The 19102-nt window shown below is 69.1% G+C and carries 21 protein-coding genes; 14 read left to right on the top strand and 7 right to left on the bottom strand.

Annotated elements, in window-relative coordinates:
* The first annotated feature begins 51 nt into the window (after positions 1–51).
* The 6 genes from ACMGFE_RS13495 to ACMGFE_RS13470 all read left to right on the top strand — a co-directional run bounded on the left by ACMGFE_RS13495 (position 52) and on the right by ACMGFE_RS13470 (position 4485).
* A complete protein-coding gene (locus ACMGFE_RS13495) occupies positions 52–744 on the top strand; it encodes a DUF502 domain-containing protein (protein WP_436925731.1) in 693 nt (230 codons plus the stop codon).
* 96 nt (positions 745–840) lie between these two features.
* Positions 841–1323 (top strand): peroxiredoxin family protein, encoded by a 483-nt coding sequence (locus ACMGFE_RS13490; RefSeq protein WP_436925729.1) that lies wholly within the window; start codon positions 841–843, stop codon positions 1321–1323.
* A gap of 69 nt (positions 1324–1392) precedes the next feature.
* Positions 1393–2169 (top strand): SDR family NAD(P)-dependent oxidoreductase, encoded by a 777-nt coding sequence (locus ACMGFE_RS13485; protein WP_436925727.1) that lies wholly within the window; start codon positions 1393–1395, stop codon positions 2167–2169.
* A gap of 60 nt (positions 2170–2229) precedes the next feature.
* Entirely contained in the window at positions 2230–3246 is a 1017-nt protein-coding gene (gene purM / locus ACMGFE_RS13480) for a phosphoribosylformylglycinamidine cyclo-ligase (RefSeq protein ID WP_436925725.1), read from the top strand.
* 564 nt (positions 3247–3810) lie between these two features.
* Positions 3811–4224 (top strand): SCP2 sterol-binding domain-containing protein, encoded by a 414-nt coding sequence (locus ACMGFE_RS13475; protein WP_436925724.1) that lies wholly within the window; start codon positions 3811–3813, stop codon positions 4222–4224.
* A 72-nt stretch (positions 4225–4296) separates the two neighbouring features.
* The gene (locus ACMGFE_RS13470; RefSeq protein WP_436925722.1) at positions 4297–4485 is read left to right on the top strand and encodes a DUF7470 family protein; all 189 of its coding nucleotides are present in this window, start codon (positions 4297–4299) and stop codon (positions 4483–4485) included.
* Here the strand turns inward: ACMGFE_RS13470 and ACMGFE_RS13465 are convergent.
* Complete coding sequence (locus ACMGFE_RS13465; protein WP_436925721.1) at positions 4482–4949, bottom strand: hypothetical protein; 468 nt, start codon at positions 4947–4949, stop codon at positions 4482–4484. The two genes, ACMGFE_RS13470 and ACMGFE_RS13465, sit on opposite strands and share 4 nt — an antisense overlap.
* A 57-nt stretch (positions 4950–5006) precedes the next feature.
* Positions 5007–6986, bottom strand: coding sequence for a DUF460 domain-containing protein (locus ACMGFE_RS13460; protein WP_436925720.1), 1980 nt, complete (start codon positions 6984–6986; stop codon positions 5007–5009).
* Positions 6987–7348: 362 nt separating this feature from the next.
* Between ACMGFE_RS13460 and ACMGFE_RS13455 the strand changes: the two genes are divergently transcribed.
* The 3 genes from ACMGFE_RS13455 (at position 7349) to ACMGFE_RS13445 (ending at position 9895) form a co-directional block, all read left to right on the top strand.
* The gene (locus tag ACMGFE_RS13455) at positions 7349–7993 is read left to right on the top strand and encodes a helix-turn-helix domain-containing protein (protein ID WP_436925719.1); all 645 of its coding nucleotides are present in this window, start codon (positions 7349–7351) and stop codon (positions 7991–7993) included.
* 94 nt (positions 7994–8087) lie between these two features.
* Entirely contained in the window at positions 8088–9050 is a 963-nt protein-coding gene (locus ACMGFE_RS13450) for an ABC transporter ATP-binding protein (protein ID WP_436925718.1), read from the top strand.
* Positions 9047–9895, top strand: a complete 849-nt coding sequence (locus ACMGFE_RS13445; protein WP_436925716.1) for an ABC transporter permease subunit — start codon at positions 9047–9049, stop codon at positions 9893–9895. Before ACMGFE_RS13450 ends, ACMGFE_RS13445 begins: the two co-directional genes overlap by 4 nt.
* 210 nt (positions 9896–10105) lie before the next feature.
* Here ACMGFE_RS13445 and ACMGFE_RS13440 read toward each other — a convergent pair whose 3' ends face one another.
* Positions 10106–10801, bottom strand: a complete 696-nt coding sequence (locus ACMGFE_RS13440) for a class I SAM-dependent methyltransferase (protein ID WP_436925715.1) — start codon at positions 10799–10801, stop codon at positions 10106–10108.
* Between the two features lie 158 nt (positions 10802–10959).
* On the opposite strand from ACMGFE_RS13440, the gene ACMGFE_RS13435 reads away from it, so the two are divergent.
* A complete protein-coding gene (locus tag ACMGFE_RS13435) occupies positions 10960–11352 on the top strand; it encodes a VOC family protein (protein WP_436925714.1) in 393 nt (130 codons plus the stop codon).
* A gap of 1 nt (position 11353) precedes the next feature.
* Here ACMGFE_RS13435 and ACMGFE_RS13430 read toward each other — a convergent pair whose 3' ends face one another.
* Positions 11354–11719, bottom strand: a complete 366-nt coding sequence (locus ACMGFE_RS13430) for a DUF7522 family protein (protein WP_436925713.1) — start codon at positions 11717–11719, stop codon at positions 11354–11356.
* Between the two features lie 153 nt (positions 11720–11872).
* Between ACMGFE_RS13430 and ACMGFE_RS13425 the strand changes: the two genes are divergently transcribed.
* Entirely contained in the window at positions 11873–12844 is a 972-nt protein-coding gene (locus ACMGFE_RS13425) for an aldo/keto reductase (protein WP_436925712.1), read from the top strand.
* Entirely contained in the window at positions 12841–13563 is a 723-nt protein-coding gene (locus ACMGFE_RS13420; RefSeq protein WP_436925711.1) for an acetoacetate decarboxylase family protein, read from the top strand. The genes ACMGFE_RS13425 and ACMGFE_RS13420 overlap by 4 nt, the downstream gene beginning before the upstream one ends.
* Here ACMGFE_RS13420 and ACMGFE_RS13415 read toward each other — a convergent pair.
* A complete protein-coding gene (locus ACMGFE_RS13415) occupies positions 13489–14958 on the bottom strand; it encodes an FAD-dependent oxidoreductase (protein ID WP_436925710.1) in 1470 nt (489 codons plus the stop codon). The two genes, ACMGFE_RS13420 and ACMGFE_RS13415, sit on opposite strands and share 75 nt — an antisense overlap.
* Positions 14959–15244: 286 nt before the next feature.
* On the opposite strand from ACMGFE_RS13415, the gene ACMGFE_RS13410 reads away from it, so the two are divergent.
* Positions 15245–16132 carry an SDR family NAD(P)-dependent oxidoreductase gene (locus tag ACMGFE_RS13410; RefSeq protein ID WP_436925709.1) on the top strand — a complete coding sequence of 296 codons (888 nt, stop codon included), beginning with the start codon at positions 15245–15247 and terminating at the stop codon, positions 16130–16132.
* 51 nt (positions 16133–16183) lie between these two features.
* Complete coding sequence (locus tag ACMGFE_RS13405; protein ID WP_436925708.1) at positions 16184–17179, top strand: SDR family NAD(P)-dependent oxidoreductase; 996 nt, start codon at positions 16184–16186, stop codon at positions 17177–17179.
* 171 nt (positions 17180–17350) lie between these two features.
* Here the strand turns inward: ACMGFE_RS13405 and ACMGFE_RS13400 are convergent, their stop codons facing one another.
* On the bottom strand, positions 17351–17833 hold the full coding sequence (locus tag ACMGFE_RS13400; protein WP_436925707.1) for a hypothetical protein: 483 nt from the start codon (positions 17831–17833) through the stop codon (positions 17351–17353).
* 340 nt (positions 17834–18173) lie between these two features.
* Positions 18174–19100, bottom strand: coding sequence for a PhzF family phenazine biosynthesis protein (locus ACMGFE_RS13395; RefSeq protein ID WP_436925706.1), 927 nt, complete (start codon positions 19098–19100; stop codon positions 18174–18176).
* Positions 19101–19102 lie beyond the last annotated feature (2 nt).

Raw genomic sequence — 19102 nt, 5'->3', positions numbered from 1 at the left:
AGGGAGCGCCTACCCGGCAAGGCACTTCCACGTTCGACCCCAACTACCGACATGTCCAGACCGGACGTCGACGAGATCGCGCACGTCGCGGCAGAAGAGAGCCAGGCAGTCAGGCGCGACTTCCGCCAGACCATGCTCTCGGGGCTGGCGCTCACCGTCCCCTTCTTCATCACGGTGCTCGTGTTGCTGTGGGTCTTCGGGACGGTGTCGAGTGCGCTGACTCCGCTCGCGAACGCTATCGTCGCGCTCGGTCCCGGCCAGGAGATGAGCACGTGGCTCGTGGAGTTGCTGGCCGCGTCGATCGTGTTCGGGGTCATTTTCCTCGTCGGGTTCGCCGCCCAGCACGGACCGGAGACGGAGGTCGCCGACCGCTTCGACGTCCTCATGGAGGACCTGCCCGGCGTCGGCTCGATCTACACCAGCGTCGAGCGGATGAGCGACGTCATGGTCGACGGCGACACCGAGAGCTTCCAGGAGGTGAAGATCGTCGAGTTCCCCCGCGAGGACTCCTTCGCACTCGCCTTCCTCACCGCGGACACGCCCCACCAGATCGAACGCGTCGCCGACGGGACGGACATGCAGACGGTCTTCGTCCCGATGGCACCGAACCCCGTGATGGGCGGTCACCTGCTCAACCTGCCCGAAGAGCGCGTCTTCGACGTCGACCTCACGGTCGAAGAGGGGATGCAGGCCATCATGACCACCGGGATGGCCATCGACGAGAACGTCGAAGACCGCGAGTGACCGGCAGACCCGGCGCCGCGCCGACGCGGTCCGTTCGAGCGCGACCCGCACACTGCCGGCCGGCGATTTACCACGCTCGCGCCCCTCCCCGGAGGCATGAGTCTCGAAGGCGACTCCGCTCCAGCGTTCGAACTCCCGAGCACGGCCGGCGACACCGTCTCGCTCACCGACGAACTGGAAGAGGGGCCCGCAGTGGTCCTGATCAACCGCGGCGTCTGGTGTTCCTTTTGCGCCGAACAGCTCCAGACGTTCAGCGAGGTGTCCTACGACATGTGGTTCCACGACGACGTGAGCGTCGTCCCGGTCGTCCCCGATCCCCTGCCGGAGGTGACCGAGATGCGCGACCGCTACGACCTCTCGATCCAGTTGCTCGCCGACCCGGACGGGGAGGTCGCCGACCGCTACAGCGGCACAGAGGAGACCGACCACGGTCTGACCGGCGTCGCCGGCACCTACGTGGTCGACGAGGACGGGATCGTCCGGTACGAACAGGTGTCCGACACGCCCGCCGACCGCACGTACGGCAACTGGGTGCGCTACTACATTCGCAGCGACTACGAACCCCCGTTCGAGGGGTAGCGCCGCGGCGACGGCGAATCGAACCCCTGCACGCGCCGCTTAAGCGCCGCTGGCCCGTACGAGCGCAGTATGACCGAAGCCGACGGCGGAAGCGTCGTGGTCGTCACCGGCGCCAACGAGGGGATCGGCTATCACCTGTTGCGGACGCTGCTCGAAGACGGGTATCGGGTCGCGGGCCTCGACGTCGCGCTCGACGGTCTCGACCCGCTCGCGGAGGCCGCACCAGAACGCGTCCACGTCGCCGAGTGCGACGTGACCGAGGACGCGGACGTCGACACGGCGGTGGACGCCGTCCTCGGCCGGTGGGGACGAATCGACGTCCTCGTGAACAACGCCGCCGTCTTCGATTTCGGCCTGTTCGACGAGCGGACGCTCGCGGACACGCGGCGCGAGTTCGAGGTGAACTTCTTCGGGTACCTCCGGACGATCCACGCCGTCCTGCCGCACATGCGCACCCGCGGATCGGGGATCGTCCACAACGTGAGTTCGGGCGTCGCAAGCGTCGGCCACCCCGGACTCTCCGGGTACACCGCCAGCAAGGGCGCCGTCGAGGGGCTCACCCGTACGCTCCGGGAAGAACTCCGGCACGAGGACGTCTGGTGTACGCTGATGTACCCGCCGGCGACGCGAACCCGCTCGGCGGCCGAACTGGAGTACCCCGACGCCGCGACCCAGGAGCCTGCCGCGGTGGGCCGGAAACTCGCCCGGAAGATCGACTCCACGGGACCCGTGATATACGCCGACTGGCAGACCCGGTTCGGGATGGCGCTCGTCGAGCGCGTCCCGTGGCTCGCCCGGAAGGGGACCGAGCGGTTCCTCGACCCGGACCGGGATAGCGCCGAGTGAGCGGTCGAGCGCTCCACCCGAAACGGTGGCCTTTTGCTCGCGCTCCGCGGGGGATTCAACATGACCGACGGGGACGCGACCGACGGATCGGACGACGCGGCCGAGGACGAAGCGGAGGGACTGACCTACGCCGACGCGGGCGTCGACATCGCCGGCCAGGAGGCGGCGACCGCGGCGCTCGTCGGCGCCACCGGCGACTTCGAGGGTGACTACGCGGGCCTGCTCGACATCGGCGACCGCTACCTCGCGCTCGCCGCCGACGGCGTGGGTACCAAACTGCTCGTCGCCGAGGCGCTCGACGACTACTCGACCATCGGCATCGACTGCATCGCGATGAACGCCAACGACCTGGTCGCCGCGGGCGTCGACCCCGTCGCCTTCGTCGACTACCTCGCCGTCGAGAAACCCGACGACGCCACCGCCGAACAGATCGGCGAGGGGCTCGACGAGGGCGCAGAGCGGGCCGGCGTCGCCCTCGTCGGCGGGGAGACGGCCGTGATGCCCGACGTGATCAAGGGCCTCGACATCGCCGGCACGTGCGCGGGCCTCGCGCCGAAAGACGCCATCTTCCCCGGCGAGGCCGAGGCCGGCGACGTCGTCGTGGGGTGGCCCTCCTCGGGCATCCACTCCAACGGCCTCACGCTCGCTCGCGAGGCGGTCACCCGGAATCACGAGTACACCGACCCGTTCCCGCCGAACACCGACCGCTCTATCGGCGAGGAACTGCTCGAACCCACCCGCATCTACAGCGATCTCCTCGGCCCGCTTCGCGAGGCGGAGACTCACGCCGCGGCTCACGTCACGGGCGGCGGCTGGACGAACCTCACCCGGATGGGTGAGTTCCACTACGAGATCACGGACCCCTTCGACGCCCAGCCGGTGTTCGACTTCGTCCAGCAGGAGGGCGACGTGGCCGACGAGGAGATGCACCACACGTTCAACATGGGAACCGGGTTCGTGGCGGCGATGTCCGAGGACGACGCCGAGGACGTCGTCGAGGCGACCGACGACGGTCGGATTATCGGTCGTGTTCAAGATGGCGAGGAGTCCGTCGCGATCCGCGGGCTGGAACTGTAACGGGCGCAGACTACTGATTTTCTGTCGTGGCGCGCGCTGTCGAGTGTCCCGAGCGAACGCGAGGGCACGAGACGACACCGTGCGAGGGATGAGCGAGGGAGCGCAGCGACCGAGTGAATCGGCTGGGGAGGCGTGAGGCGCGGTGCTGTGTGGTGCGGTCCTGCTGTTCCTGGCGTCCTGGCGAGCGAAGCGAGCCAGGGCTCAGGAGACGAGCAAAGCGAGTCTCCTGGCGGACTGAAAGGGCGAGGTCCGGTCGGTGGCGTCCTCGTGAGCCATGCGAACGAGGGCTCGAAAGAGGAGCGAAGCGAGTCTTTCGGCGCCCCGGCGAAGTAAGCACGCGAACGAAGTGAGCGCGCGCAGCGAACCGCGGCGTCCCGAGCGGGCCGAGGGCTTTCATCGCTTGCTGTCGACGACAATTTCACCTGCTAGCGAGCGGGTCGAGAGGCGCCGGCGCGTACTATTGTCCACAGCCGGAACCGGGGGAAGAGGGTGACTGGAGACTGACACGACAACCACAGCTAGAGCCGAAAAGCCCAAGCCCGGAACGGAGCCACACCAGACAAGATGACACCGACGTTGCCCGGCGACGCGGACGAGTGGGCCGACCAGTTGCAAGCGAGACTCAACGACCGGGAGGCGTTCACCGAGGCCGCCGAGGGCTTCGACGCCACCTTCCGGTTCGACATCCTCCCGGACGACCGCTACGACGGGAACCCGATCACGCTGACCGTCGTCATCACCGACGGCGCGTGTGTGGCCGCGCGGGGGAGCGACCCGAACGCGGAGTACGACTTCGGCCTGCGGGGACCCTACGGGGCGTGGGTCGACCTGCTGGAAGACGAGATCGAGGTCACCGAGGCGGTCATGGGCGGCGCCTTCGAGTTCGAGGGGTCGGAGATGCAGTTGCTGAACCGCCGCGAAGCCGTGACGGAGCTCGTCCGCGCGGCGCAGAACGTCGACACGGAGTACGCGTACTGATTCTCCATCGCTGGCAGGTCCGTCACGACCGGTACTGAAACCGTTAAGTCGCGGGGCGGAGCACGGGGAGACGTGTTCGACAAACTCGGCGCCGCCGGGATCGTGGGCGTGCTCGTGATCCTCGGCGGGATCGGACTGCTCGCCTGGGTCGACCCGCTGATCGCCGCCGGTATCGGTCTCGTGGTCGCCGGGCTCGGATTGGTGCTCTACGGCCTGGTCACGAACGTCCTCGCCTCGTTCGGCATGGGCGGGATGGTTTAGCGGTCGAACGACCGCGCCGTCCGGTGCCGGCCCGCAATCCGCCGCGCGCCGGCGCCGACCCCGTACCCGAGCGCGCACGCGACGAGCACGAACGCGACCGAGAGCGCAAGCATCTCCGCGGCGTACCGGAGCCGGTCGGGCGGCGCCATCACGCACACCTCGGACGAGCCCGCCTCGGGGAAACAGCCGACGTGTACCCTCCAGAACTCGCTTCTGAGCGCCAGCGCCAGCCCCGGCGCACTCGTCGCCAGGACGCCGACACCTAGCCCGTAGCCGCGGTAGCCGGCGCGGGCGGCGAGCGCAGCGAGCACGCCCGTACTGATGGATGGCACTCGCGGCCATAGCCAGCCCGGGGGCAAGAACAGCCAGTGCACGACGAAGACGAACACGCCGACCCCGAGCAGGACCCGCAGGTAAAGCTCCCGCTCGTCGGTCGGCGCCGGTCCCTCGCCGAGGCGCGCCATGGACGTTTCCGCGTCGTCGGGAGTGAAAAACGTGCGTGCCGACTCGACGATCCCCGGTTAGTCGCTCTCGCCGCGGTCGCCGGCGCGGTGTTCGCTGATGAGGCGGTCGACCATCTGGGCGTTGCGCTCGCGTTCGCGCTCCTCGGCGCGCTCTTCCCAGTCGGCGATCGCCTCGTCGATCTCCCGTTCGCGGGCGACCGCCAGTTCGTCGACTTCCTGGACGGTCACCATGTCGGCGGGCGCCACCGGGACGTCGTGTTTGAAGAGGATCTCGTCGGCGACGTCGGAGAGGCCGCCGTTGCGGAGGACGATCTGCGGGTCGATATCGACGATCTTGTCGGCCGTCGAGGCGCCCGCGCCGGAGGCGTCGCGGAAGAGGATCACGTCGTCATCGGCGAGTCCGAAGCGCTCGTCGGCGTCGTCGATGGCGTCGCTGGTGAACTGCTCGACGACCTTGACGGGCGTCAACCCCTGTTTCTTCTCGGCGACGTCCGCGAAGTTCGAGTGGTCGAGCTTCCAGAGCGCTTTCAGCCGCTCTAGCTTCCCTTCCAGTTCGTCGATGCGGTCGTCTTTCTCGTCGATCTCGCCCTTCAGGCGGCGGTTCTCCCGCTCCAGTCGGGTGACCTCGCGGTCCTTGCGGGCCTCGACACGGGTCTCGCTGCGGGCCTCCGAGAGCTTGCGCTCGTAGTCGTCGATCTCGTCGTCTTTCTCGTCGATGGTCGCTTCGAGGTTCTCGACGTGGGACTGCAGCTGGGCGACCTGGGATTCGAGCTGGCCGATGCGCCGCTGTTCGGGCGATTGCTCGTTGTCGGGCTGCTCGGACTCCTCGGGCTGTTCGCCGCCGTCGTCGCGCAGGTCGGCGAGGACGGTCTCGACGCTCTCCTCGTTGGCGACGACGCGGGCGACGACGGGGCCGACCTCCTGGCCGGGCGGCACCTTCGCGGCGATGCGCTCGAACTGGTCTTTGTGGGCGTCGAAGGCGCCGAAAGCGGCGGCCATGGCGTCGCGCTCGTGGTCGTTGTCGTAGCCCTCCTCGCGGGTGCGGTGCTGTTTCACGTCGACGGGGAGGTCCCGATCCGGCGTCCACCCGGCGGCGTCGAACGAGCGGCGCAGTTTCTCGACGGTCTCGGGCATCGGCGTCACGTCCGCGGCGACGATGACCGGCCGGCCGCGCTCGACGATCCACTCGGTCACCTCCGCGCTGTCGGCCGTGCGGGTGCTGAGGACGTCCAGCACCTCGCCGTCGAGGCCGACGATGGCGACCGCCGTGGTGGTCCCGGGGTCGACGCCGACGACGACGTGGTCGCGGCGCTTGGCGAGCGGGCGGAACTCGATGCCGTCGCGGCGGACGCGCTCGACCTCGACGCGCACGTCGCCGGCCCGCTCGTTCGAGACCGGGATGTCCCGCGGGCGGCCCTCGACGGTGAATATCGCGTTGGAGAAGCCGCCGTACTTCTCGGTCTCCTCGCGCTCGAAGTCCAGCCCGGCCTCCTTCAGGTCGGCCTCGACCTCGCGGGTCCGCTTCTTGACGGAGCCGTGGATCCGGCGAGTGTAGCGGTCCTCGCTCCAGCCGCCGCCACCGCCGGTCGAGCGGCCGCGGGAGACCTTGATCTCCGTCTCGTCGGTGAACGCCGAGACGACCTGCCCGACGTTCCGGGCGGCGAGGCGGGCGGCGGCCTCGGCCTCTTTCATCGGGTCCTTGCTGTAGGGCACGTCGTGGCGGTTGGCGACCCGTGAGAGGGGTTCCGGCCGCTCCGCCCCGGTGACCTGCACCAGCGTCGTCTCGTCGGGGAGTTCCCCCAAAAAGTGGACGAGGGCGTCCTTGTTCTCCGCGAGTTCGTACATGTTGTCCGTGGCGACGATGGCGGGTTTCTCGTCGCGGATCAGCCGGCGGAGCTTCCGCCGGGAGACCACGTCGCGGTCGACGTGCTCGCCGTCGAACGCGACCAGCGCGTAGGAAACGTCCCCGCGCACGTCGCCACTCTGGACGTCCACCCCGAAGACGACTGCGTCCAGCGCACTCGTTCGCGTGCTCACACGCCTGCGTAGGCAACAGTCGAATATAAACCCGGCGCGGGAACCGGGCAACCGGCCGGGGGCGCGTCTCCGATGGCCTGCACCGGTCGAAGCGCTCGTGATAGGTGCGTATAATATCCCGGGCCCCGTAGGTCGGGGACACAAATGGGAGGACGGGTGAGTCCTCGCTGACTCGCCGGTGGCCGGTCGAAAGCGGACGGCAGCGGTTCGAGACCGAACGAAACACGGACAAACCATGAACGGCGAACAGACCGTCGAACTGTCGAGACTGCTGTCGGTCGCAGGAGGAGGCGTGGAGCATCGCGCGGAAACGACCGCAGCCGTGCGGGGAGCGGTCAGTTGAGCCCGGAGACCGAGTATCCATGCGAGAAGCCGAGATCACTATCAGCGAATCGGAGTACGAGGCCATGGGCATCGGGGAGCTGGTGTCGCTCTGCCGCGAGGCGGGCCAGCGCGAGTTCGAGGAGCTCGCGTGTCACGGGAACGGCGCCGTGGTGCAGGTGGAGGTAGAGACGCGGCTCGACGAGGGGCGGCTCGACGACCTCGAGTACGTCGACCAGTGGGAGCGAGTGACCGACACAGAGGGCGCGTACCTGTATGTCATCGGGTTCACGGCACCGGATCTGTCCGCGGACATCACCGAGTACGCGGAGGACCTCGTCGGCACCTGTGACCCGGACGTCGACGAGGACGGCACCACCCTCTCTCTGGTCGGGTCCCAGGAGGCCATCCGGGGGAGTATCGGCGAGTACGTAGACTCCGGCGTGTCGCCCGACCTGCGAAAGCTGGGGGAGTACGACGGCCCCACTCGGCCGATGGAGCAGCTCACCGACCGCCAGCGCGAGATCCTCCGGGTCGCCTTCGAGGAGGGGTACTACGAGGTCCCGCGCGAAGCGTCGACGGAGGACGTCGCGGCCGAGGTCGGTGTCGACCCGTCGACCGTCGCCGAACACCTGCAACGCGCCGAGCGAAACCTGCTGACCCAGTTCCTCTCGACGGGGACGTGAGGGGACAGGGAGGACGGCGCCGGTCGGACAGTTAAACCCGCCCAGTATCTTCGGAGACAGAGCGTCGGGTCCGCCGGTGGTATCGCGAGTCGAGATGACCGCCATCCGTACGCGAAACCTCACGAAGCGATTCGGCGACGTCGTGGCCGTCGACGGCCTCGACCTCTCCGTCAACGAGGGGGAGGTGTTCGGCTTCCTCGGTCCGAACGGCGCCGGGAAGTCGACGGTGATCAACGTGTTGCTGGATTTCGTCAGACCGACCGAGGGGTCCGCGACCGTGCTGGGACACGACCCCCAGACCGACGCCGGTCGGATCCGTCGTCGGACCGGCGTTCTGCCCGAAGGTGGGGCGCTCTACGGCCGGCTGACCGGCCGCGAGCACGTCGAGTGGGTCGCCCGGGCGAACGGCGTCGAGGCGGACGTCGACGCGCTGCTCAAGCGCGTCGGGCTCTCGGCCGACGCAGCCGACCGGGCCGTCGAGGGCTACTCCAAGGGGATGGCCCAGCGGCTCGCGTTCGGGCTGGCGCTGGTCGGGGACCCCGACCTCCTGATCCTCGACGAGCCGTCGTCGGGACTGGACCCGACCGGGATGCAGGACCTCCGGGAGATCGTCCGGGCGGAAGCCGACGAGGGTCGAACCGTGTTCTTTTCGAGTCACCTCCTGAGCGAGGTCGAAGCGGTGTGCGACCGCATCGGGATCATGAACGACGGACGCCTCGCGACGACCGGGACGCCGGAGGAACTCCGGACCGACCTCGACCTCGGCGGGTCGATCCGGTTCGACGTCGCACGCGTCCCCGACGACCTCGCGCTCGAATCCGTCGCCGGCGTCGAAACGGTCGAGACCGGAGACTCGTCGGTCGCGGTGACGGTCAGCGATCCGACGGCGAAGATCGCGGTCGCCGTCCGCCTCGCCGAACGGGCGCGGGTGCTCGATATCGTCTCGGAGGACGCCTCGCTCGAACAGTTGTTCAACCGGTACACGTCGAGCGGGCGGACGGCGGACCCGACGCCAGTGCCGTCGACGGACCCGCTGGTAGTGGAGGGCGAGCGATGAGCGTCCGCGCCGTCGCGCACAAGGACTTCCTCGACGTCCGGCGTGCGAAGATCGTCTGGGCCGCCGGCGGCGCCTACACGGCGCTGACCGCGCTGTTCTTCCTGCAGGTCCGGCTCGGCAGTTTCGAACGGGCGTCCGACGACGTGCTGGCGCTGTGGAACGTGGTGTTCGTCGGCGCCGTGTTCGTGCCCGCGGTCGCGCTCGTGGCGGCGTACCTCGCCATCGCCGGCGAACGCGAGTCCGGGAGCATCAAGCACCTGCTCTCGACGCCGGTCAGCCGTCGCGACGTCGTGCTCGGGAAGTACCTCTCCCGGGCGGGCGTCGTCGCCGCCTCGCTCGCGCTCGCGTTCGCCGTGGCCGCCGCGCTGGCGTCGGTCTGGTTCGGCCCCGTCCGGTGGCGCGCGTTCGTCGGGATCGCCGCGCTCACGACCGTGTACGCGCTCGCGTACGTCTCGGTCGCGATCGCGATCTCGGCGGCGACCGCCACCCGATCGCGGGCGATGCTCGGCGCCCTCGGCTTTTACTTCTCGACCAACCTGATGGCCCTCAACGACGACGTTTCGGGCCTCGCGGGCGTCGAGTACGTCCTCCGCGAACTGCTCGGAGTGAGCGTCGATCCCGAGTTGATCCAGTTTCTCGGCGTCCTCACGAACCCCACGCGCGCGTATCTCTTCGCGGCGACAGCCGCGTTCCCCGAGGAACTCACCGAGGCGATGGAGATCCCCGTCCCCGCGGATCCGGCGTGGTACCTCCGGCCGGAGGTCGCGCTCGGACTCCTGCTCGCCTGGCTCGTCGTTCCCGCCGCCTTCGGGATTCGTCGATTCGAACGAGCCGACATCGACTGAGAGCCGCTGGCCAGCGCTCTCCCGGCGTTCAGCCGCGAAACGAGCGGTCTCGGCGCCTCGGGCAGGCTTCGTCGCGGCGTCCCACCCGTGCAGACAGCGGGTTCCGACGCGAAGCCGCTCGCGGAGCGCGGTCTGCTCGGAGGCGACCACGGAGAAGATTCGACGCTCGTGTACTCTCGGACGGGACGACGGTGCGGTACCGGACCCCGCTCACCCGGGTTCGGCCCGGATCGCGGTGATCACGCCGAACAGCCTGGTGGACGACTCGCGGAGCGCGAGGGCGGACTGAGAGACGAGCGCCAGCGGTTCCTGGTTCCATCGGCAGCTGTGTTTCTCGTAGTGCGCGTCGGCTCGCCAGTCCTGGAACCGGCCGAACAGTTCCACGCTGCTGCGGCCGTGCTCGAGGAGCAGCACCTGACCGTCGGGCTCGCAGACCCGGTTCATCTCGTCAAGCGCCGCGACGGGGTCCGGGAACGTACACGTCGAGAGCGACGAGATCACCGTCTCGAAGCTGTCGTCGGGGAACGCCAGCGCCTGGGCGTCCATCTCCGCCAGCGTGCCGGCGCGTCCCAGGCGGCGAAGCTCCTCGTCCGCCTCGCGGAGCATCTCCGGGCTGATATCGACGCCGACGTACTCCGCCGACTCGGGCACGTACTCGGCGTTGGTGCCCGTGCCGCAGGCGACGTCCAGGACGCGGCCGGTCGCCCGCTCGAAGAGCCGGCGCCGATACCTCCCCACGAGCAGTCGGTCGAGCCAGCGCATCCGGGCCACCGTCTCGGCCTGGTCCGCGTACGTCTCCCGGATGTCGGCCAGCGAATCCGGCCGACGACCTGTCCGTTCGGCCGTCTCGGCTCCAGCGAGTCCCGTCGTCGGTGTCGATCCGTCGTGGTGGGTGGCGTCTGTCATCAGCCGTCCCTACTCGTTCCGGACTAACAAGTCATACTGCCGACGTACTGGGAGGGTTTATCCGTGGGCCCCGCTCGCGCTCCGTACCGCGGCGAACGGTCGCGAGACCGCTCTCCGGATGCACAAGACCGAAACGACCGCCCCGAGAATCCGCCGTCATGGAAGCGACGGCGATCGACCACGTGAACGTGCGCGTCCCCGAATCGGCGATCGAGCCCTTCGTCGGCTTCTACCGCGACGACATGGGGTTCGACCTGGAGTACTACGAGGACTACCGCGCGGGCGAGCGCGAGTTCTTCTACGTCCGCCTCGGGCCGTCCTGTATCATCCACGTCTCACCCCGCGAGAGCGTCCCCGAGCCCACGGGGGAGACGATCAACCACTTCGCGGTGTTCGTCGACGCGTCGATGGACGAGGTGATGGAACGGGTCGAGGCGGCCGACGTCGAGGTGCTCACGGAGGCGGTCCGCGAAGGCGCGGCCGGCGAGTACCCCTGCGTCTACGTGGAGGACCCCGTCGGCTACACGGTCGAGTTCAAGGCGGCGGGGTGACTCAGAGGAACTCCGTGCAGGTCTCGGCGAACGTCGCCAGCGGCAGGTCGGCTTCGGAGTCGACGCTGACGAACAGACCGGTGAACTCGCCGGTCGCGAAGTGGAAGGCCGTCAGTTCATCGAAGCGGTGGATCGAACACTCCAGGTCTCCCGCGCCGAACAGGTCTTCGAGGTGTCCACGACCGAGCCCCTGGAGGATCAGTTCGTCGTGGACCCGGTCGGCGTACGTCTCCGCGCGCTCGGCCGCGTCTGGCCGCGAGTAAAACACCTCGTACCCGTCCTCGTCGTACGTCGCGGCCAACCGGAGGGAGTCGCCGGCCGCGTCCCGGAGGGCGTCGATCAGGGCACCCTTGTCACCGTCTACCATGCCGTGTTCTTGTCGGCCTCCCATTGTCAAAGTAGGGGGAGAATCGTGTCTGAACCCTGGTAGGCCAGGGTCGTCTCGGATCGGGAGCGCTCCGGACCCGGCTCCGACTTCCGCGAACGGTCGTTTTACGTCGGCACGCACCCTCACTCCGGTATGGAGTACACCACGCTCGGCTCGACCGGCATGGAGGTCTCGAAGGTGTGTCTGGGCTGTATGAGCTTCGGCAGCGGCGACGACTGGATGCTGGACGAGGAGGAGGGTCGCGAACTCGTCGAGCGCGCGATCGACCTGGGCGTCAACTTCTTCGACACCGCCAACACCTACTCGGCCGGCGAGTCCGAGGAGATCCTCGGCGACGTGCTCGCCCACTACGACCGCGACGAGCAGGTCGTCGCCACCAAGGTCCGCTTCTCCGGCGCCAAGGACCACCGCAACGCCGAGGGCCTCTCGCGGAAGACCATCGAGCAGGAGCTCGAGCACTCCCTCGACAGGTTGGGAATGGACACCGTCGACCTCTACCAGATCCACCGCTGGGATTACGACACGCCCATCGAGACGACCCTGCGCGCGCTCGACGACGCCGTCCGCCGGGGACAGGTCCGCCACGTCGGCGCCTCGTCGATGTGGGCCCACCAGTTCCAGGAGGCGTTGCACGTCAGCGACCGCGAGGGGCTGGCCCGCTTCGAGACGATGCAGAACCTCTACCACCTGACCCACCGGGAGGAGGAACGGGAGATGTACCCCGTCTGCAACAAGGAAGACGTCGGCGTCATCCCGTGGTCGCCGCTCGCCGCGGGGTACCTGACTCGCCCCCACGAGGAGTTCACCGAGACCGCCCGCGGCGAGCACGAGATCGACTACGGGACCCCCTATCACGAGGGCCCGGGCAGCCAGGAGATCAACGAGCGCGTGCAGGAACTCGCCGCCGACAGGGGCGTCACGATGGCCCAGATCGCGCTCGCCTGGCACTTCCAGAACGACAACGTCGACGCCCCCATCGTCGGCACCTCCAGCATCGAGCACCTGGAGGACGCGGTCGAGGCGCTCGACGTGTCGCTGTCGAGTTCCGACGTGGCCTACCTCGAGGAGCCCTACGAGCCCGTGCCCGTCTTCGGTCACGAGTGACCCGCCCCCGCCCGGAGACGCACGCGCTCTCCACCGGGCACGAGGTCGCGGTGCCGCTGGAGACCGAGGCCGAAGCCACCGCCCTCGTCGTCACGGCCGACGCCGAGCGAGTCGGCGAACGGCTCCCCGACGGTCTCTCGCCGGTCCGGGTCGCGCCGGGACGCGCCGCGGTCACGCTCCTCTCGGTCGAATACGAGCGTCTCGGCGACGACGCGATGGCGCCCTACGAGGAGTTCGGCGTCCTCCTCGCGGCCACTCCCGCGTCCGGGGCCAGAGTCCCGGAACTCGGGGTCCTCGGGAACGGACTGGGCGGCTACGTCGCGACGCTCCCGGTGACGACCGAGCCCGCTCGCGCGCTGGGTGAGGAGATCTGGGGCTACCCCAAGCGCGTCGCGGACGTCTCGATCACCGACCGCGGCGGGCGGCGGCGGACGGCCGTCGGCGACGAGCGAGGCCACGCCCTCACGCTCGACGCGCCCTGTCGGCCCCGGATCCGGTGGACCGTCGCCACGGAGAGCTACACCGGGGACGGGTCGCCGGAGCGCCAGCCCCTCCGTCTCGCCGGCGCGTTCGGCGTCCGGCCGTTCGGGGGGTCGTACTCGCTGGGGCGACACCCGCTGGCCGAGCGCTTGCGCGACCTGTCTCTAGGGCGGGTGCTGTGCGCGCTCGCGTTCGACGGCCGGTTCGTCATCGGTCGTGGCCGACCGCTCTCGCTCTGACGGAACCGGCCCGGGCCGGGGCGGACTCGGGCCGGCCGACTCGCCGCCGACAGGGAGCAACACGCGTGCGAGTATCCCCGGTCGGAGCAGTTCGGTCGGCGGGACCTCCAGTCCGACGACCGCCCCGTAGGCCTCGGCGACGACGCTGTCGTCGTGGGCCTGCCGGAGCAGTCGCGTGAAGTACCGGTCGAACAGCTTCGTCCCGAGCGACGGCGACCCCTCCGTCTGGGCGTACTGGTAATCGGTGCCCGTCGCCATCCGCCAGGGGGTGTCGAGCACCGGGGCCACGCGGTCGAAAAAGCGGGGGCCGATACGGTCGAGGCCACCGTCGGCGAGCGCGTGGTGGAGCACCAGCGCGTCGAGGGCGGCGATAGACATGCCCTGTCCGTAGACGGGGTTGAAACTCGTGATGGCGTCGCCGGTGACGACGAGGCCGTCGGGGAACCGGTCGAGCGCCTCGTAGCGGCGTCGGAGACTCCCGGGGAAGGGGTAGCGGGCGACGCCGTCGGACACCCACGGCTGCGTCCGCAGGATGTCGCCGACGATGTCGATGGGGAGGTGGTCGGCGAATTCGAGGACGCCCTCGCGGTCCGTCGGCGCGCCGTCGCCGTGTATCTCGGCGAGGAGCACGTCCCACTGGCCGTCTTCGATCGGTATCAGGACGCCGCCGCGGGTCTCCGGCGCGTTGGCGGGCACGCTGATCAGCCGGCGGTCGTCCGGCGGCCGCTCGATCCGGAGCGACGCGTACTGCAGGTCGATGCGGACCTCGTCCGTCGGCGGAGCGGCGTAGCCGTTGTTCGCCAGCCACTCGGGCGTCCGACTCGTCCGTCCCGTCGCGTCGACGACCAGATCCGCCGCGAACGTCTCCGGTGGGCCGCCGCCGTCGCGGACCGTGACGCCGGTCACCGCCCGCCCCGCGTCGTCCGTGCGGTAGTCGCGGAACTGGCACTCGCCGAGGAGTCGGACGCCGTCCAGTTCGCCGACGCGCCGCCGCACGACGTGTTCGAACAGCGGCCTGCTCGCGCAGTAGGAGGGCGTCCGCTCCGTGCCGGTGGCGAGAAAGCCGCCGTGCTGGTACTCGACCAGTTGCTTCGTGATGTCGAGGACCAGCCCGCCGGCGCCGGCGAGGTCCTCGCCGAAGCCGACGAACAGATCCTCCAGCGTCTCCTGCCCGGCCGCCAGCAGCGCGTGGGGATGACTGGTCTGGGGCGCGCCGTCCCGCGCGACCGGTGTGTCCGGGAACGGGTCGCGCTCGACGACGAGCACCTCGTCGAAGCCGTCGGCGAGGACTCGCGCCGCGCAGAGTCCGGCGACGCTGCCGCCGAGAACCACGGCTCGACCCCCGAGGTCGCCGACGCGGTCCGGTTCGTACCGGTCGACGGCCGCCAGCGTCACCGCTCACACCCCCGGACCGCCCGCGAGGGCGCGATCGCCGTCGACCGCCTCGCTGGGTCGCCACCGGGCGTCCCGCGTGCGTTCGCGGCCCTCCGGCGCGACCGTCCGACGCGTTCCACCACGGCTAGAGAGGACAACTCGCTCACACGAGACCCTGCGCGCCCCACTTAGTTAGGTAATGCCCCTCACCTGTGGTGTAGATTTAAATCACCAACTGGGAATCCGGCGGTGAGGGGGCGACCGGACAGCCGGAATCCTTTTTTCGGCGCGACGCGGTCGGTCGGGCGTGTCATCGAACGACGAGACGGGGGCGACGGCGACGGACGGGGACGGGGCCAGCCCGGTCGTGCTGGTGACGGGTGCCGGCGGGGGGATCGGGTCGGCGATCGCGCTGGCGTTCGCCCGCCGAGGGTGGCGCGTCTACGCGACGGACGTGGCGACGCCGCTCCCCGAACGCGTGCGGGAGTGCTGCGAGACGGCCGAACTCGACGTCACCGACGAGGGGCAGTGTCGCGCAGTCGTCGACCGGGTGGTCGGCGAGGCGGGGCGACTGGACTGTCTGGTCAACAACGCCGGCTACGCCGAGGCCGGGCCGGTCGAGGACGTGCCCGTCGACGCCGTTCGCGCGGAGTTCGAGGTACTGGTCCACGGGCCGCACGCGCTCGCCCGGGCCGTGCTCCCGCACATGCGCGGGCGGGATCGGGGTCGGATCGTCACCGTCTCCAGCGTGCTGGGGCTGAGCTTCTCGCCGGGACTGGGCGCCTACGCCGCCGGGAAGGCGGCCGTCGAGTCGCTCCACGACGCCCTCCGCGTGGAACTCCGCGGGACCGGCGTCGACGTGGCACTCGTCGAACCCGCGTGGGTGGCGACGGACTTCGGCGACGCGGCCCGTCGCCGACTGGCCGGTCGCGAGCGGACCCCCGCCTACGCGCGGACCTACGCCGGCCTCGACGACGGCTGGATCCTCGACGGGACCCCGCTGGCCGCCGCACCCGAAGCGGTGGCCGGCGCGGTGGTTCGAGCGGCGACGGCCGACGACCCGAACGCCCGCTACCCCGTCGGGCGCTTCGCCCGGTTCGTCCGCTGGACCCACTGGCTCCCGGCGCCGGTGGTCGACTCGATACAGGCCGCGTACGGTCGCGTGACTGCGGCTATCGGTCGCTGGACTCGGTGACCAGGGGCCGTCAGGGAGAGTGTTTACGGGCTGGGGCTCGAACAGTCGCCGATGACAGACGCTCCGCCCGACGACGGATCCGCGCTCGGCGACGGACACGTCGCGCTGGTCACCGGCTCGACCGACGGCATCGGCGAACAGACGGCGCGCAACCTCGCAGAGACGGGCGCGACGGTGATCGTCCACGGCAGAGACCGGGAGAAAGGCCAGCGGCTGGTCGCCGAACTCCCCGGAGACGGCCACGCCTTCTACGAGGCGGACTTCACCGACGTGTCGGACGTCCGTGGCCTCGCGAACGCCGTGGTGGCCGACTTCGACCGCCTCGACTGCCTGGTCAACAACGCCGGGACGATGCAGAGCGACCGGCACCTCGTGGACGTGCCCGGGAGCGACGAGGGGATCGAGATGTCCTTCGCGGTCAACCACCTCGCGCCGTTCCTGCTGACGAACCTGCTCGCCGACAGGCTGGCGGCGACGGGGGAGCGCCGGACGGAGGAGCGCGGCGACGCGTCGGGCGCAGACGCCGACCCCGCCCGCGTCGTGACCGTCTCCTCGGACCTGCACCGGCAGGCGACGCTGGACCTGGAAGGGGTTCGCGGGCCCGACGCGATGGACGGGCTGGACGCGTACAACCACTCGAAGCTCGCGAACGTGCTGTTCACGTTCGAACTCGCGCGGCGGCTCCCCGACTCGGTGACGGCGACCTGCTGTCACCCCGGCGTCTCGCCGCTGACCGGACTCGCGCGCGACAGTTCCTCGCTGATGGGCCTCGGCTGGACGGCCTACGGCTACGTGGGCGGCCTGCTCGGACTGACCGACTCCGCCGCCGAGTCCGCGGAGACCCAGACGTATCTCGCCCGCTCGCCGGCGGTGACGGGCGTGACCGGCGCGTACTTCGACGACTGCGAGCGCGTCGAACCGGCGGCGGCTGCCGACGACCGCGACGCCCAGCGCGAACTCTGGCGAGCGAGCGTCGAGTGGCTCGCGCTCGGTGACGACGAGGCGGTCGGCGTCGAGGAGGGTCAGGTGGTGGAGTCCGAACAGTAGTGCGGTTTCTTCGTTCAGATCAGGGAGTGAAACTTATGGTCAGTATAGGTGAAAGAGAGAACATATCGGTCCGATAGACCTCCAGTATCTGGTAGGAATGGAGTGCTGCATATAGAGGATGTGTTCATCACGTCCCCTAGTACGGCGTGTACGCGGCACTCCCGTGCATGGTTACTCCGTCTCAAGAACGGACAGGTAGACGACGTATACAAGTGCGACCACGACCAGCGAAACAGCTAGTACGGCTATCCCGGCCCATTCGTCTAGTGCGACCTCCGGGTTCTCCCAGAGATACGCACCACCTTCGAGCGCGAGGATGACCAGCGTTCCGTACACCGCAGTTGTTCCGACTGCGCGAGCCAGCCCTTGCGCGTTCAAGGACCGGCTCCGCGACAGTTCGAGCACGAATACGAGCGCAAGCGCGAGCAGATAAAACGGTGGGGGAATCGCCTGCCCTAACCCCACGTCCGCCACCGCTTGGGTTCCGTAGTATCCGAGTGCGAGTAACACTCCCGTGAGGAGTACCATCGACAAGCCGAATCCACTCGCATCATCGGCTGTTGGCGCCGTGAGAACTTTTGTCGGTGTTCTCGCCGTCTCGTCGTTGTCGTTGGGCGGTTCCGATTCGCCTCCGTCTCCGCTACTTCCGTTCATGCTCGTGCCATGTTCGGGCTGACAAGGAAAGTAATTGACCGGTTATAGGGAGAGCGACGAGCATCGACGGCAGTACTCAGGTGAACGACGAGAACCAATTCTGGACGGAAAGGGGCCATTTCGCGCGGGATCGATCGATACACACTACTCGAACCCATCTGCTCAGTTTGGTTCTGTGTGAACCCGGTGCTAGATACGCGCCCTGTGTTCAGCAAGGGGTTTCGAACATCATCGATACCTGAAAGAACTCTCGATAGTCCATTTGCATCTGTAGTTACCGACTCACCCGATGACGTTTCAGAAGCAGTTCTGAACGAAGGGACCGTGCTGCTATCTGCTGCTAAACCAGGTTCCCGCGGGCGACCGCTTCGACCGCCCCGCCGACCTCGACGGTGATCCCCTCCGTGTCTCCCGACCCGTCGCGCTCCCACGCCCGGAGGTGGACCAGCGACGGCCGGCCCATCTCGTACCCCTGTTCGACGCGAGCGTCGACGGCCGCCGCGTCGCGGTAGCGGTGGCGGACGAGATAGGCCGCGAGACAGCCGTTCGAGGAGCCGGTCGCCGGGTCCTCCGGGACGCCGTAGTAGGGCGCGAACACCCGGACCGCGAAGTCGTTCGCGTCGTCGCGAGGGTCGGGACAGAACGCGAGAACGTTCTTCGCCTCGCGGTCGCCCGTCACGGCGTCGTAGGCCGCGCGGTCCACGTCGATCGATTCGAGCGCCGCGCGGTCTTCGAGCGGGACGACGACCGTCGGGAGGCCGGTCGAGACGACCTGTGTCGGGTAGTCGTGATCGAGGTCGGTGGGGTCGAGCCCGAGGACGCTGGCGAGGTCGTCGTGAGCGAGGTCGTCGCCGAACGTCGGCGGCTGCTGGGTCATCCACAGCGTCTCCCGGCCGTCCCGCTCGCGGACTTCGACGGGCACCTCGCCCACGTCGAGGTCGAGGACGACTTCCTCGGGAGTCCCGTCGGCGAGGTGCTCGCGGATCACGTGGGCGGTGCCGAGCGTCGGATGCCCCGCGAAGGGGATCTCCGCCTCGGGCGTGAAGATGCGGACGGGCCACGTGTCCGCGTCGTCGCTCCGCGGTCCGGCCTCGGTGTTCGGTTCGGCGTCGGTCTCGACGTACGTCGTCTCGGAGAAGCCGATCTCGGCGGCGAACGCCTGCATCTCGTCGTCGGCGAGGTCCGCCGCGTCGGTGACGACGGCGAGCTGGTTGCCGGCGTAACGCTCCCGCGCGAACACGTCCACCAGATGGAGGGGCTGGCGCATGC

Origin of the sequence: Halosimplex amylolyticum, from assembly GCF_051414035.1 — an archaeon.
GTDB lineage: Archaea > Halobacteriota > Halobacteria > Halobacteriales > Haloarculaceae > Halosimplex > Halosimplex amylolyticum.
The sequence above is the reverse complement of the archived record's forward strand: the minus strand, read 5'-3'. Positions and strand labels throughout refer to the sequence as shown.

Bases quoted from the DNA above. Each gene is read 5' to 3' on its own strand.
- ACMGFE_RS13495 (WP_436925731.1), top strand. From the start codon at position 52: ATGTCCAGACCGGACGTCGACGAGATCGCGCACGTCGCGGCAGAAGAG.
- ACMGFE_RS13490 (WP_436925729.1), top strand. From the start codon at position 841: ATGAGTCTCGAAGGCGACTCCGCTCCAGCGTTCGAACTCCCGAGCACG.
- ACMGFE_RS13485 (WP_436925727.1), top strand. From the start codon at position 1,393: ATGACCGAAGCCGACGGCGGAAGCGTCGTGGTCGTCACCGGCGCCAAC.
- purM (WP_436925725.1), top strand. From the start codon at position 2,230: ATGACCGACGGGGACGCGACCGACGGATCGGACGACGCGGCCGAGGAC.
- ACMGFE_RS13475 (WP_436925724.1), top strand. From the start codon at position 3,811: ATGACACCGACGTTGCCCGGCGACGCGGACGAGTGGGCCGACCAGTTG.
- ACMGFE_RS13465 (WP_436925721.1), bottom strand. From the start codon at position 4,949: ATGGCGCGCCTCGGCGAGGGACCGGCGCCGACCGACGAGCGGGAGCTT.
- ACMGFE_RS13455 (WP_436925719.1), top strand. From the start codon at position 7,349: ATGCGAGAAGCCGAGATCACTATCAGCGAATCGGAGTACGAGGCCATG.
- ACMGFE_RS13450 (WP_436925718.1), top strand. From the start codon at position 8,088: ATGACCGCCATCCGTACGCGAAACCTCACGAAGCGATTCGGCGACGTC.
- ACMGFE_RS13445 (WP_436925716.1), top strand. From the start codon at position 9,047: ATGAGCGTCCGCGCCGTCGCGCACAAGGACTTCCTCGACGTCCGGCGT.
- ACMGFE_RS13440 (WP_436925715.1), bottom strand. From the start codon at position 10,801: ATGACAGACGCCACCCACCACGACGGATCGACACCGACGACGGGACTC.
- ACMGFE_RS13435 (WP_436925714.1), top strand. From the start codon at position 10,960: ATGGAAGCGACGGCGATCGACCACGTGAACGTGCGCGTCCCCGAATCG.
- ACMGFE_RS13430 (WP_436925713.1), bottom strand. From the start codon at position 11,719: ATGGTAGACGGTGACAAGGGTGCCCTGATCGACGCCCTCCGGGACGCG.
- ACMGFE_RS13425 (WP_436925712.1), top strand. From the start codon at position 11,873: ATGGAGTACACCACGCTCGGCTCGACCGGCATGGAGGTCTCGAAGGTG.
- ACMGFE_RS13405 (WP_436925708.1), top strand. From the start codon at position 16,184: ATGACAGACGCTCCGCCCGACGACGGATCCGCGCTCGGCGACGGACAC.
- ACMGFE_RS13400 (WP_436925707.1), bottom strand. From the start codon at position 17,833: ATGAACGGAAGTAGCGGAGACGGAGGCGAATCGGAACCGCCCAACGAC.
- ACMGFE_RS13395 (WP_436925706.1), bottom strand. From the start codon at position 19,100: ATGCGCCAGCCCCTCCATCTGGTGGACGTGTTCGCGCGGGAGCGTTAC.